General features: G+C 49.6%; 15 protein-coding genes and 1 pseudogene. 11 read left to right on the top strand and 5 right to left on the bottom strand.

Going from position 1 to position 13768, the window contains the following annotated elements; genetic code table 11:
* The first annotated feature begins 13 nt into the window (after positions 1 to 13).
* From Pmgp_RS06905 to Pmgp_RS06860, 10 genes are all read left to right on the top strand, one after another.
* The gene (locus tag Pmgp_RS06905) at positions 14 to 781 is read left to right on the top strand and encodes a DUF1614 domain-containing protein (RefSeq protein WP_134213249.1); all 768 of its coding nucleotides are present in this window, start codon (positions 14 to 16) and stop codon (positions 779 to 781) included.
* On the top strand, positions 771 to 1997 hold the full coding sequence (gene spoIIP / locus Pmgp_RS06900) for a stage II sporulation protein P (RefSeq protein ID WP_134213247.1): 1227 nt from the start codon (positions 771 to 773) through the stop codon (positions 1995 to 1997). The genes Pmgp_RS06905 and spoIIP overlap by 11 nt, the downstream gene beginning before the upstream one ends.
* Before the next feature lie 16 nt (positions 1998 to 2013).
* Positions 2014 to 2934, top strand: coding sequence for a YIEGIA family protein (locus Pmgp_RS06895; protein ID WP_192902832.1), 921 nt, complete (start codon positions 2014 to 2016; stop codon positions 2932 to 2934).
* Positions 2931 to 3122: a capping complex subunit for YIEGIA gene (locus Pmgp_RS06890; protein WP_134213245.1), complete on the top strand. Its 192-nt coding sequence runs from the start codon at positions 2931 to 2933 to the stop codon at positions 3120 to 3122. The genes Pmgp_RS06895 and Pmgp_RS06890 overlap by 4 nt, the downstream gene beginning before the upstream one ends.
* A 9-nt stretch (positions 3123 to 3131) precedes the next feature.
* Positions 3132 to 3743 carry a DUF3189 family protein gene (locus Pmgp_RS06885; protein ID WP_243119758.1) on the top strand — a complete coding sequence of 204 codons (612 nt, stop codon included), beginning with the start codon at positions 3132 to 3134 and terminating at the stop codon, positions 3741 to 3743.
* Complete coding sequence (locus tag Pmgp_RS06880; RefSeq protein WP_243119767.1) at positions 3625 to 4053, top strand: DUF3189 family protein; 429 nt, start codon at positions 3625 to 3627, stop codon at positions 4051 to 4053. The genes Pmgp_RS06885 and Pmgp_RS06880 overlap by 119 nt, the downstream gene beginning before the upstream one ends.
* Positions 4054 to 4077: 24 nt before the next feature.
* On the top strand, positions 4078 to 5451 hold the full coding sequence (locus tag Pmgp_RS06875; protein ID WP_192902831.1) for a DUF512 domain-containing protein: 1374 nt from the start codon (positions 4078 to 4080) through the stop codon (positions 5449 to 5451).
* 274 nt (positions 5452 to 5725) lie between these two features.
* Complete coding sequence (gene der, locus Pmgp_RS06870; RefSeq protein ID WP_134213240.1) at positions 5726 to 7054, top strand: ribosome biogenesis GTPase Der; 1329 nt, start codon at positions 5726 to 5728, stop codon at positions 7052 to 7054.
* Positions 7055 to 7266: 212 nt separating this feature from the next.
* A complete protein-coding gene (gene plsY / locus Pmgp_RS06865; RefSeq protein WP_134213238.1) occupies positions 7267 to 7857 on the top strand; it encodes a glycerol-3-phosphate 1-O-acyltransferase PlsY in 591 nt (196 codons plus the stop codon).
* Positions 7858 to 7870: 13 nt separating this feature from the next.
* Complete coding sequence (locus tag Pmgp_RS06860; protein ID WP_134213236.1) at positions 7871 to 8926, top strand: NAD(P)H-dependent glycerol-3-phosphate dehydrogenase; 1056 nt, start codon at positions 7871 to 7873, stop codon at positions 8924 to 8926.
* 13 nt (positions 8927 to 8939) lie between these two features.
* On the opposite strand, the pseudogene Pmgp_RS06855 reads toward Pmgp_RS06860, so the two are convergent.
* Positions 8940 to 9173 (bottom strand): annotated as a pseudogene (locus Pmgp_RS06855) (sensor histidine kinase); the annotation flags it as partial.
* A 421-nt stretch (positions 9174 to 9594) separates the two neighbouring features.
* Here Pmgp_RS06855 and spoIVA point away from each other — a divergent pair.
* Positions 9595 to 11073: a stage IV sporulation protein A gene (spoIVA, locus tag Pmgp_RS06850; RefSeq protein ID WP_134213233.1), complete on the top strand. Its 1479-nt coding sequence runs from the start codon at positions 9595 to 9597 to the stop codon at positions 11071 to 11073.
* Positions 11074 to 11125: 52 nt separating this feature from the next.
* Here spoIVA and Pmgp_RS06845 read toward each other — a convergent pair whose 3' ends face one another.
* The 4 genes from Pmgp_RS06845 to Pmgp_RS06830 form a co-directional block, all read right to left on the bottom strand.
* Entirely contained in the window at positions 11126 to 11617 is a 492-nt protein-coding gene (locus Pmgp_RS06845; RefSeq protein WP_134213232.1) for a CBO0543 family protein, read from the bottom strand.
* Between the two features lie 49 nt (positions 11618 to 11666).
* The gene (locus tag Pmgp_RS06840) at positions 11667 to 12125 is read right to left on the bottom strand and encodes a hypothetical protein (protein WP_134213231.1); all 459 of its coding nucleotides are present in this window, start codon (positions 12123 to 12125) and stop codon (positions 11667 to 11669) included.
* A gap of 62 nt (positions 12126 to 12187) precedes the next feature.
* Entirely contained in the window at positions 12188 to 12961 is a 774-nt protein-coding gene (locus Pmgp_RS06835; protein ID WP_243119757.1) for a hypothetical protein, read from the bottom strand.
* A 46-nt stretch (positions 12962 to 13007) separates the two neighbouring features.
* Positions 13008 to 13571 (bottom strand): CBO0543 family protein, encoded by a 564-nt coding sequence (locus Pmgp_RS06830; RefSeq protein WP_134213230.1) that lies wholly within the window; start codon positions 13569 to 13571, stop codon positions 13008 to 13010.
* Positions 13572 to 13768 lie beyond the last annotated feature (197 nt).

Here is a 13768-nt window from a genome sequence, read left to right as displayed (position 1 = left end):
GGAGGCTTAAAATATGGACCAGAACAACATCGGTATCATCATTTTACTAGTGGCGTCAATTGTTATTTACCTGGGTCTGGCCCAGCGGGCATTGGACCGGATGAGGCTGTCGGACAGGGGCGCCTTAGTGGTGATAGGGGCTATAATTATTGGAAGTTATATAAATATCCCCCTTCCCTTTCTTCCTTTTAACACTTCTTTGAATGTGGGCGGCGCTCTGGTGCCGCTGGGGCTGGCAATTTACCTTTTAGCCAGGGCCGGCAGCGGGAAGGAATGGGTCAGGGCGCTGGTGGGAACTGCCGCGACGGCGGTTATAGTTTATTTTATCGGGTCTCTTGTCAACCGAGGGACGACTATGGAGCCTGCCGGGCGTTACGCAGTCCTCGACCCCATTTATCTTTATCCCCTTGTAGGTGGTATTGTTGCCTACCTCTTCGGCAGATCGAGGAGAGGCGCTTTCATATCGGCTACTCTGGGTGTGCTCCTGGTCGATGTTTTTCACTACGTCTGGCTGGTCTACCAGGGAGCGCCGGCGAATTACAGAGTTAATATCGGGGGCGCCGGGGCGTTTGACACCATTGTACTGGCCGGCATAGTCGCGGTTATCCTAGCAGAGCTTATAGGTGAATCATTGGAGAGGCTGGCAGGCGGGCCCAGTGCCAAAGGACGGCCGGAAGAACTGGTGAAAGGGCTGAAAAAACCAGGCCCGGACAGTGATAGTGGGACCGGCCCGGACTGGGAAACAGCAAGGGTAAAGGAGATGGAAAAGGATGAGCAGTAAACGGCTGAAACCCTTTTTATATGGATGTTTGCTTCTGGCAGGAGTCTCCCTGATTTATTATGGCGCTGCCAGGAACTCAAATGTGTATCCCGCCATTACCATAGCCGGGTTCTTCAATAAGGAGAGCCCGGATCACCTCTCCGGCAGGTACACTACAATCTTCGACGAACAGGGTAATACCTTGAGCATCATGGCCAGGACCACTTATGTGGGAGACGAGCTTTACACTTCAGAAGGAAACAGCTACCGGGTCTATAAAGTTGACGGTGACAGGGCGGAGGCCAGGTTTCTGGGGGTTGACCCCCAGATAGTGGCGTACAGCGAACTGTACGCCAGGCAGGAAGTGCCGGTCAGTACAAATCTGGCTGAACAGAAAAAAGGGAATATTGCCATTTATCATTCCCACACTGATGAATCGTATGTGCCATCGGACGGAAGTGAAGCGATCCCATTTAAAGGAGGGATCTACCAGGTAGGCAAGGCTATGGTTGACAGGCTGCAGGGTAAGAATATGACTGTCAACTACGACCAGACTGCCCATGACCCGCACGACAACAACGCCTATGTCCGCTCACGCAGGACAGCGTCAAATTTAATGAAGACCAACCCGGCCGCTATCTTTGACGTGCACCGGGACGGTGTGCCTGACCCAAGTTATTACCGTTCAAATATTGAAGGAAAAAATGTGGCAAAAGTACGCCTGGTTGTGGGCAGGGAAAATCCCAAAATGGACGCCAATATGGACTTTGCCAAGCGCATGATGGCCGCGGCCAACGAAATGCACGCGAAGGTGGTCAAAGAGATTTTTGTCGGCAAGGGTGACTATAACCAGGACCTTTCTTCCACAGCTCTTTTGATCGAGGCCGGCACACATACCAACAGTAAAGAAGAAGCTGAACGCGGTGTGTCGCTGTTTACTGACGCTGTGCCAACCGTGCTAGGCATATCAGGTGCGCCGGCTGGAGCAGCCCCTACCGCCGCCAAGCCGGTTAAAACGACCGGAGGGGGCGGCTGGAAAGCTGTAGGCTGGATTTTGGGCATCACCCTGGTCTTAGGGCTGGGTTATCTTTTAATAACTTCTGGGAGCACGGCCAATATGAAAAAGAACATGTCTAACTTCGGCAGGGAGGTTACAGGGCTGTTCAGCCTGCGCGGGGCCGCCCGCAAGCCGGGTACGCGGGAAAGGGGCGGGCAGGACAGTGACGACCAGGAGTAAGCCCTAGGAGCCAGGGATGCTAAACTATATACCAGACTACCTTATTGTCATATTATCCGGCGTACTGACCGGTACACTTGCCCGTGTAGTCCTGCTCAGGATTGACTACCGGCAGTACCCCGGTTACCCGCACGGTTTCCTGGCGCACTTCCTGCTGGGGCTGATCGCCTCCGCGCTGGGAGCCGTGGCTGTCCCCGCTATCCTGAAGCCTGATTTTGCGGCTGTAACCTTTCTGGCCCTGGCCGCACAGCAGTTCAGGGAAATCAGAAACATGGAGCGCCGGACGCTGGAAAGCCTGGAAAGAACCGAACTGGTAAAAAGGGGGCTTGATTACATCGAAGGGATCGCCAGGACTTTTGAAGCCAGAAACTACCTGGTGATGGGCGCCTCTTTCGCGACCAGCCTGGCTGTACAGTTCGGCGGCATGATTACCGGTGTTTTGGTGGCTGTCCTGGCGCTGCTGGCCTGCCACCATTTCATGTCAGGCGAGATTGTCGGTGATATCTGCGAAGTTGTCCCAGCAACTATTAGTTTTAAAGGTCCGGTCCTGATGGTGGATGAAATAGGTATCATGAACGTTGGTTTGCAGTCTATGCGGGAAAAAATTTTGCAGGACGGCCTGGCTGTTAAAATCAAGCCTAAAGACGGCAACGCCAGGGCGACCATACATGATATCGGCCAGCGTAACGCCATGGCTTTTACAGCCGCTGTTATCCTTGGGAGCAAAAAGGACATAGACATTCCTGAATATACGCCGCTGGCCAGAAAAAATCCTGATACCGGTGAAGTGGGCCTTTATATTTTACCGGTGGAAAAGGATCCGGCACAGCTTATTGCCGCTGTAAAACTGACACCCGTACTGGAGAGCGCCAGGAGCAAGCCCTTAAAGGCCGGCCCATCAATTCGCGCCGCGAAGGAGAAGGTGAACAACCAATGAACGAAACCGCCTCAGGCATTATATTAGCGATAGTTGCCCTTGATAAGGAGCAAGTCAGTGGGGGAGCGCCTATTTTTTTTGCCCGGGATAAGGTGGAACAGGAGCGCACCGCCAATTATTTAGCCAGAATTTTTGACGCCATGGCGCATGATTTGGAGAACGGCAGCTACATTTTAGTTAGGCATTGAGGTGAGCCGATGAAAATTATATATCACTGTTACGGTGGGGCCCATTCCTCAGTAACCGCCGCTGCGATTCACCTGGGCCTGCTGCCCGTGGACCATGTCCCCGAAAAGCAGGAATTCTGGCAGCTGCCGCTTTTTGACCGGCAGGATGCCGACGAGCACGGGCATATTTATTTTATGGGTATTGATGAATTCGGCCATGAAATATACCTTACAGCACGGCGCAGCCGGCCACTGGTTTTAGAAAAGGTGTTTGCAGGCCTGGCCGGTATTTTTGATATCCCGCAGGATGACTACCTTTTTGTAAATGTGATGGAAAAAGTTAATTTAACTATGAAATTTGGAGGTTTCATCTCGCGGCGCTGGGGATTTATCAGGTTTGGGCGCCCGATCGTGACAATGGGAACCCAGGCCGCGTATTTCCGGGTGGTCGAGCTGGTGCGAAAAATAAAAGACCAGGTAGGTAAAGACAGTGAAAAGGATTCTGTACTTCAGCGACAGCAAACTGCCTCTGGCCGCGCTGGCCGGAGCCATACATACAGGACGCCTGCCCGCGGGGAGAGTACCGGGCAAAAGCCAGCTGTGGGGCCAGCTGTTTTTGAATATAAGAGACGGGGAGGGTAATGTAGTATCACTTGGCTCTGATGAGCAGGGGGATAAAATATATGCCCTGTCCGTCAAGGGTGAGAGGGGCATGGTCCACCGACTGGTTGAAAGCTTTCAGAGCATCTACAACATACCGGAAGACGAACTGAACCTGGTTGACAGCGGGGTCAGGGACAACTTGTACCTTCTGGCAGGCAGATTGCTATGCGGCTCCAGGTTCCTTGCCCCCCTGGGCTACTCTCTGGCTGCGGCAGGGATTAAAAAGATTTACGGCAGGCTTGCAGAGTTGGTGCATGATGTAAAAACCGTACGTTCAAATCTTCCTTGACTATATTATGGAATTTATAGATAATTGTTTAGAGTAAACGCGGGAGGTAATGCCCCATTGAAAAACAGGGGTCTGGAAGTTTGTCTGGTGAAGCCGGAAAGCATCGCGGCGGAACTCGGTCTGGAGCCCGGAGACCGGGTCCTTTCTATAAACGGTGAGACTCTGCATGACCTGATTGATTATCGCTTTTGGGAGACTGAAGAAAAATTAAGTATAGATGTGAAAAAAGCAGGCGGGGAGCTGTGGATCCTGGACGTCGAGAAGGACTTTGACCAGTGCCTGGGTCTGGAATTCAGCGGCGGCGGCTTTGGCAGGACCAGAAGATGCTCCAACAAGTGTGTTTTTTGTTTTGTCGATCAAATGCCCGTGGGGCTGCGGAAGACACTTTACGTGAGAGACGACGACTACCGCCTGTCCTTCTGGAGCGGCAATTTTATCACACTAACTAATCTTAAAGACAATGAACTGCGCAGGATAGCGAGGCAGCGGCTGAGCCCGATCTACATCTCAGTACACACAACCAACCCCGCGCTCAGGCGGGAAATGCTGGGCAGCGACAAAGCGGCCCTAATCATGGACCAGCTTGGTTATCTGGCCGAAGCCGGCATTGAAATGCACACTCAGGTGGTGCTTTGCCCCGGCCTGAATGACGGGGCGGAGCTGGAGCGGACTACCTCCGACCTGGCCGGATTATGGCCGTCAGTCAGTTCTCTGGCAGTCGTGCCCGTAGGGCTTACCCGTTACAGGCAGGAGCTTTTTCAGCTGCGGGGGGTTGCCTCCGGTGAAGCCAGTGACCTTGTGCGCTGGGTGGGCGCCAGGCAGAAACAATACACGCATGATTTTGGTGACCCTTTTATTTTTGCCTCTGACGAATTTTACCTGCTGGCCGGAGAAACGGTACCGCCGGCTGTAAGATACGGCAGTTTCCCTCAGCTGGAAAACGGTGTTGGCCTTACCCGGCTTTTTCTGGACGAATGGGCTAAAGTGCAGAAAACCCTGCCGCCAGAAATTGCCGCCAAGAAAGCTGCCATCTTAACCGGGTCACTGGCGGCTCAAATTTTGTCACCTGTGGCGGAAAGACTGAATAAAATCAGCGGTCTGAATGTCTCGCTGCATACAATTGAGAACTACTTTTTCGGGCGGCAGGTAACCGTTGCCGGCCTGGTAACAGGCAGGGACATATTAAAGCAGGTGGCGCCTGGTGAGGCCGGCGACCTGCTGGTAATACCGTCAGTCATGCTGAAAAAGGAAGCGCCGGTTTTCCTGGACGATATAAGTTTAGCCGAACTGGCATCCCGCCTGCAGGTAAATACAGCGGCTGTGGCGGGACCGCGCCAACTGGTGGATGTCCTGACCGGCAGCCCTGAAAGAGCAGATGTTTTTATTAAAAATAGTTAATTTCAGTTGAATCCGGGGTAAAATATAAATTATTAAAACAAATTGACAGGATTTACAGGATTATTTGGATTTACAGGATTTTAAAACTAAGATTTAATAAATTAAAATATGATTTAATGTTTTGGTAATAAGTTACTAATTTTTAAAATTATAAGTTAATATCTTTTATTGATTTCATGGTATATTTATATTTTTAATATTCTTATTTTAATCCTGTAAATCATCTTTTTAAATCCTGTTAATCCTGTCAATTTGTTTGCGGAGGTGATGTTTTTTGGCTAAGCCGGTTGTGGCCATTGTGGGAAGGCCAAATGTAGGCAAATCAACTCTTTTCAACCGCATCGTCGGCGGCCGGGTAGCCATAGTGGAGAGTGAGCCGGGAGTTACAAGAGACCGTCTTTACCAGGATACAGAGTGGGCCGGCCGCAGTTTTACCCTGGTTGATACCGGGGGGCTGGATTTCCAGGAAAGCGGAGAAATAAACGAGGGCGTAAGGCGTCAGGTGGAGCTGGCCATTAATGAGGCGGACGCTGTCCTTTTTGTTGTGGATGCCAGGGCCGGTTTGAACCCGGATGACCTGGAAGTAGCTTTAATTATACGCAAATCTAAAAAACCTGCTGTCCTTGCTGCCAATAAAGTAGAAAATTTTAAATTTGAAACTGACACTTACGAGTTTTACAAGCTGGGACTGGACGAACCGGTACCGGTTTCCGCGGCCGAGGGGTTGAATACCGGCGACTTGTTGGACAGGCTGGTGAGCTTGCTGCCGGCTGATACTGAGGAGGATTATCCTCCCGATACAATAAAGATTGCTGTTATCGGCAGGCCTAATGTGGGCAAGTCATCAATCGTTAACGCGATCCTCGGTGTGGAAAGAGTTATAGTCAGTGACATACCGGGCACTACGAGGGATGCCATTGACTCTGCTTTTGAACGTGACGGCAGGCATTATGTGATCATAGATACCGCGGGAATTCGCCGCCGCAGCAGAATTGAAGATCCCACTGAAAAATACAGCGTGATCAGGTCGCTCAGGGCTGTTGAACGTAGCGACGTTGTCTTGATGATAATTGACGCGGTGGCCGGTGTAACGGACCAGGACAAGCGCATAGCCGGATACGCTCACGAATCAGGCCGGGCGTCCATACTGGTGGTCAACAAGTGGGATTTGCTCAAAAAAGACGACCGAACTATGAACCGCTACACTGAAAAAGTACGCAAGGAACTGGGATTTATGCAGTACGCGCCGCTGATATTTACTTCAGCTATAACAGGGAAGCGCGTTTCTAATGTGCTGGAGCTTGTGGATTTTGTGGCTGAGCAGCATTCATTCCGCATCAACACCCCGGATTTAAACAACCTGTTAAAAGAAGCTGTTACGCGCACTCCGCCCCCGTCAGAAAAAACCAAAAGGCTTAAAATTCTTTATGCCACTCAGGGTGGAGTAAAACCCCCCAAGTTTATCTTGTTTGTGAATGATCCCGCGCTTATGCATTTTTCCTACCTGCGTTTTTTGGAGAATCAAATTCGCTCGGCTTATGGATTTGAAGGCACTCCAATCCGCTTCGCGCTGCGTAAAAGGACAAAAGAAGTTGAGAAATGAGAAGTGAGAAGTGAGACGTGGGAAGTGAGAAGTGAGAATGAAAGATATTCTTAAGGGATAAAAACCTCAAGGATGCGGCATAACCCACGTTTGATGTCTGATTGCTTAATTGTAGGTGCGAATTCATTCACACAGAATTTGCTTAAGAGGAATACCTGTATCCCACGTCCCAATTCTCACGTCTCACTTCCCAATTGTAGGGGGAGACAAGTATGAACAATTCCTGGGTAATATTTGTGGCGTATTTAATCGGTTCCATACCGTTCAGTTTTCTGGTGGGCCGGTGGTGGAAAGGTATCGACATCCGCCAGTGCGGCAGCGGTAATGTGGGGACAACTAATGTCTGGCGGACGGCCGGGCCGGTGGCCGGCATCATCGCTCTTGCCGGTGACCTTGGCAAAGGTGTGCTGGCTGTTATACTGGCCAGGCACTTCGGCGGCCCCTGGCTGGTAACCTTGGCCGGGGCGGCTGTGCTGGCCGGCCATAGCTGGCCGTTGTTCCTTGGTTTCAAAGGGGGCAAGCTGATTGCCACAGCGGCCGGTGTTTTTGCCGCTGTTTCCTTTCCGGTGCTGGCCTGCACCGCTGTAATCTGGTTTGTCTTAGTTGGTATCTTTCGGTATATTTCACTTGCATCCATCCTGGGCATTATCTCAATCCCAATCTTAATGGCGGCCTTTCACCTTGATTTTCCGTATATTTTGCTGGGTGTTTTTGCCGCGGTATTTGCAGTGTATAAACATATTCCAAATATGAAAAGGCTGGCAAACGGTACCGAGCCTAAAATCAACCTGAAAAAGTGGTAGGGGGTTGGCTTCAGTGTTTAGAAAAATAGGAATCCTCGGCGCGGGCAGCTGGGCGACAGCTATTGCCGTGCTTCTGGCCCATAAGGGTTTTTCAGTAAGAATGTGGTCCATTCTGCCGGATCAGGTGGATGAAATCAAGCAAACAAGGGAAAACAGCAGCTTCCTGCCTGGTGTAACTATTCCACCGGGTGTAGAAGTTCTTGTAGATATGGAACGGACCCTGGAGGACGTTGATGTGGTTATTTATGGCGTTCCCTCTCACGCTTTCAGGCAGGTTTTCCGCCAGTCCATGCCTTACCTGCCAGGCAGTGCAGTGCTGGTTAATGTCGCCAAGGGTATTGAAGAGGACAGCCTCTGCCGCTTGTCGCAGGCACTGGCGCAGGAGGCCGGGCAGGACATGCTGGAACGTTTCGTGGTGCTTTCCGGCCCCAGCCACGCTGAGGAAGTCGGCAGGCTGGTGCCAACAGCAGTAGTGGCATCGTCATACTGCCTGAGCAGCGCAGAATACGTGCAGGATTTGTTTATGTGCCAGTATTTCAGGGTGTACACCAACCCGGATGTGACAGGTATCGAGCTGGGCGGCGCCTTAAAAAACATTATCGCCCTGGGAACCGGTGTTGCGGACGGCCTGGGGTACGGGGACAATACCAAAGCAGCCTTAATGACCAGGGGGCTGGCCGAGATTTCACGTCTTGGCTTCTCAATGGGCGCCAACCCCCTTACTTTCGCCGGGCTTGCCGGTGTGGGGGACTTAATTGTGACCTGTACAAGCATGCACAGCCGCAACCGACGGGCCGGCATCGCCATCGGCAAAGGCAAATCAATTGATGAAGCTCTGGCTGAAGTGAAAATGGTGGTTGAAGGAGTCCGCACTACGCGTGCCGCCTACAGCCTGGCCAGACGCTATGGAGTTGAAATGCCTATCACCGAGCAGATTTACAGGGTGCTGGAAGAAGGGCTTTCGCCTGACATTGCTGTAAACAACCTGATGACCCGGAGCAAAACCCACGAGATGGAAGAAGTGGCGCGTGTCGCGGGGGCTATGGGAAAGATAAGATTTTCAGAATAGGCAGGCGTATTGTTTAACCGGCGGACAAAGGCAGGCTTACTTCAAATGTGCTGCCTTGACCAGGCTCGCTAAGGACGGTAATCTCCCCGTTGTGCATCGCCACAATTTTTTTGACAATGGAAAGACCTATGCCCGTGCCTGTGGTTTTACGCGTAACCATGTTGTCAGTGCGATAGAACTGCTCGAATATTTTTTCGTGTTCAGCGGTGTTTATGCCAATGCCGCTGTCCTTTACCCCAATAATTGCTTGATCGCCCGAGGCTTCAGCGTATAAATGTCATATAGACCCCGTCAGCGATACTCAGCAGGACTCGCCTGAAGTTTTTGGGGTCGCTTAAAAAAGTGCCCTCCAGCACATGCCTGTCCTTCTCAAGCATTTTCAAACACCTCCCACCAAGGTAGTTCAACAAAACATACTCTTTCCCTTTTCTCAGGAGCACTTGGAATGTATCAGGTAAATATTGGATTTTTTTTTGGATTTTTCATTTGCCAGGTTATATTCGTCCAACAGGCTCATATATATATACTGTTATTGTATGCCACTGGAAAAAAATAGACGTGGACTAGGTTTCACGGCAGGATCGATATTTGATTTTTTGAGATGTGGGGAGGGATGCAATCTTTTACGATAGATGCGTCTAAAAATTTATTTGGGAGGGAGTGTGCATATGGAAATGAACGATATCTTCCGCGATATCGCGGAACGTACCGGGGGGGATCTTTACCTGGGCGTGGTTGGCGGCGTCCGCACCGGCAAATCAACTTTTATAAAACGCCTGATGGAACTGATGGTACTCCCCAATATGACCAACGTTTATGACCGGGAGCGGGCCAAGGACGAACTGCCTCAAAGCGCGGCGGGACGGACGGTAATGACTACCGAGCCCAAGTTTGTGCCCAACGAAGCTGTTGAAATCCAGGTGACGCCGAATCTAAACGTAAAAATACGGATGGTCGACTGTGTTGGTTACCGGGTGGAAGGGGCTCTTGGCTATGAGGAAGATGACGGGCCGCGGATGGTGTCGACACCGTGGTTTGAAGAGCCTATCCCGTTCCAGGAAGCGGCTGAAGTAGGGACCAGAAAGGTGATTTCTGAACACTCCACCATGGGCCTGGTGGTCACCACTGACGGTTCCATAACAGATATTGCGAGGGAGAATTATGTTGAGGCCGAGGAAAGGGTTATTGAGGAGTTGAAGGGCATCAACCGTCCTTTCCTGGTGCTTCTTAACAGCACCGACGCCGCTGGTGAGGAGGCTCTAAAACTGGCCGCCGAGCTGAGTGAGAAATACGACACCCCGGTAGTCCCGGTGGACTGCGCCCAGATGTCCCAGGCGGATATTCTGCACATATTGGAAAAGCTGCTTTTTGAGTTTCCTGTGAACGAAGTAAATATTAATTTGCCGCCCTGGGTGGAGGAACTGGAGCTTAAACACTGGCTGCGTCAAAAATTTGAGGAGTCGATCCGTGAAACCGTTAAAAACGTGCGGCGGCTTAGAGATGTCGACGGTGCGGTGGAATCCCTGGCAGACTATGATTTTATAGAGCAGGTCAGCCTGCGCAGTATGGATATGGGGACCGGGTCCGCGGCGATAAATATAACTTCCAGCCCGCAGCTTTTCTACCAGGTGCTGAGCGAGCAGTCAGGCTTTGATATTGGCGGTGAAAAAGAATTGTTCCGCCTGGTCAGGGATCTCAGCGTGGCTAAAAGGGAATACGACAAGGTGGCGGATGCTCTGGGAGAAGTCCGGGAGAACGGTTATGGAGTGGTTACGCCGACCCTGGATGAACTGATCCTGGAAGAACCCGAACTGATCCGCCAGGGCAGCCGCTTCGGCATTAAGCTCAAGGCCAGCGCGCCTTCCCTGCATATGATCAAAGCAGACATTACCACTGAGATCACACCTATAATCGGGACTGAAAAACAGTGTGAGGAACTTGTGCAGTATATGCTGAGAGAATTTGAAGACAACCCGCAGAAGATATGGAAGTCGGAAATCTTCGGCAAGTCGGTGCACGACCTGGTCCGGGAAGGAATTCAGAACAAACTGCACCGCATGCCTGAGAACGCCCAGGGCAAACTTCAGGAAACGCTTCAGCGTATTGTCAATGAAGGCTCCGGCGGGCTGATTTGTATAATAATTTGATAAACTTAACCGGTCGCCTGGCCGGTTTTATTTTTTATCGGCACAGTCCAGTTTAAGGTTTTGTGCGGCCGAAATAGTCGCAGCCCCAGCGGTAGAAAGCGATGAAAGCCCTGGATGACAAAAATGTTATGGTTAAAGTGTAAAAAGTCGTAAACCAGTCCCATTTTATGTACTTTATGAGGTTTGTATACAACTCCAGGGGGAATTCTATTGCAGTCATGCCGGCGCTGAAAAGCACGGCGTAGAAAAAAATTTGCCAGAGGCCGCGCTCCCTGGTGATATGGTTGTACCAGACGCAGAGGATAGGAAAGACCCAGTAATCAAACAGAAGACCCATTTTAAAAAGCTGGGGTAACTGACGGAAAGGAAATTCTATTCGGCCGGCATTCACCACCGCACTACCCCATAAACTGTCCAAGAGGCTTTTATACAGAAAGATGACTATCCAGTCCCGGAAGTAGCGCCAGTCAACAGCAAAAATTAACAGGAGCAAAGCTAATAAAAAAGCTGTTAGACTAATTACCGGTTCCACGCTTATGTTCATAATTAATTAACCCTCCGCCTGTCCGCTTACTGTTATTATTTAACACAATTTATGTGTTGATTCTTCCCACACCCAGGGCCTGGTTATCCCAGAGAACTTTTTCAACCATTTCTGCCTGTTCCCTGTCGCAGTTAATGATCAGTACTACTTCCGCTGGAATCGGTTTTGTCTTTTTACCTGCGGTACGTCTCTTGTTTATTAAAAGGTCGAGCAGAAGACCCACGGCAAACCCGGTAAACAAACCGATGATCCCCCACAGTACAGGACCCCACTTTAAAACCGTTCCGTAGATGGCTCCCAAAATCGCAAATACGGTGCCCAGGATCATGGCGCCGTCAAACAGGCTGATACCGTCGGCACGGTGGATAGTGTCAAATATTCTACTGTTCCCAGCTTTTTTTTTAAGCGGCACAGCGACTATTTTGTTTTTTGCGATACCCTTCTCTTCCAGTTCTGTGATGGCCAGTTCCAGGAAGAGGGACTGTTCAAGAGAGGCCACAATATGCATTTATATTTATTTACCCCTTTTCTGCCCGGCAAATATAAAAAGGTAGATACGGCTTACATCAATCAGCAGGGCATTTTAGAATCGGGCGACTGGTAATTGGCTTTTAAATATCCTGCCTGTTCCGCCTTGAAAACCTTGTTGTATTCCACTGTGTAAACGTAGGAACAATAAATAGAGAAACCATAAAGAGACGGCAGAAAGAGAAAATAGGCGGGATCGATTACAGCCGCGGCCTCGCTGAACGCACCTGTTAAAGTTAAATGCATGGCCACAAGCATGCGTGAAAAATAAACGGCCAGAGCCCAGATAATTAAAACAAAAAAACCGGTGGCAAGCCTGTGGATGTAAACGTGCCCGAGGCCCGGCACCAAGCAGGACCAGGCGGCGGAGACCCAGGGGTTCCTTTTTTCGAAACAATTAATGCTAAAAGGGCTCATTGAGAAATTGTCAACCACGGGATCTGTTCTATCTGCCAGAACTGAACGCTTATTCATTTCAACTGAAATACGGTAGCTGTCCCAAATTCCAAAGACAAAGGCGCCAATATAAACAATAAACAGCTTGTAGTCCAGGACCTCTCTGGCCTGGTCAAACTGCCCCGTGAAACTATAAATGATGGCCAGGTTTATGTTGGCTTTAAGGTTTAAAATGATTTCCCAGATGGTTAAAACAAATCCTGTGATGTACCTGCCCAAAAACATATGCCCGAACCCCGGAAAAGCGGCGGACCACCACGCCGCCACCCAGGGGTTGGTCCTGTTGATGGTGTTTGTTGTGAAGGGAGAAATCACGGCTCTGGGATAACGCTGATTCTTTCTGTTTATGGTTTTAAACAATCCCGAACACCTCTTGCAAATAAATAACCGGAAAGAAGATTATTCTCTAATGGTTCTTATGGGCATCCTCTTCCTTTTTCAGGACAATTTCTAATAACCACTTTAAGGACACCCCGATAATAACATATATAGGTAGCGAGTAATAATTTTCCCATTTAAACAATACATAAATACCAACCCATTCAAGTATATTCTCTCCAATAAAAGATAAAACGGCAGACACTAAGACGCTGGCTATGATGAATGGTTTCCATTCTGAAAAGTATTGATAAATAAACATGAAAATAATGGGCAATGCCGTAAAATTAACTGGAATTAAACGTGGAAATAACGGCTCAATATCAAATGGATATTCCCATAGATTTAACTGGCAACCTACCTCGTCAATGATAGTTACAACTGTCAGCACAAAAAATCCATATAACAAGATTTCCTTAAGCCGCTTTCTATCCACATATTTCCACCAAATTAACCAGGGGACAATAAATATCACCATGAGCAGCCACCATTGAAATGAAAATATTTCATTATGGGTCCAACTATATATTTGCATTTCAATCGATTTGCTTTGCAGTTCTTGAATTTGTTCAAAACAGGAGTTGGTGTCCAACTGAAAGCACCTCTTAGATATACCCTGTAGAGAATCTTTCTTGTCCCACTGGTTCTATTATTATCCAGAAGGCGCCTTTTAATGACAATCTGGATCAAGAAAATAGCAATTATGCCAGGATATTTTTAATAGATACCTCTGCCGGCGTTTTTGACGTTGCCCGGGTGCGGCGCCGATGCTATAATGTCTAGCAGAGG

The sequence above is a fragment of the Pelotomaculum propionicicum genome (assembly GCF_004369225.1).
GTDB lineage: Bacteria > Bacillota > Desulfotomaculia > Desulfotomaculales > Pelotomaculaceae > Pelotomaculum_B > Pelotomaculum_B propionicicum.
The sequence above is the reverse complement of the archived record's forward strand: the minus strand, read 5'-3'. Positions and strand labels throughout refer to the sequence as shown.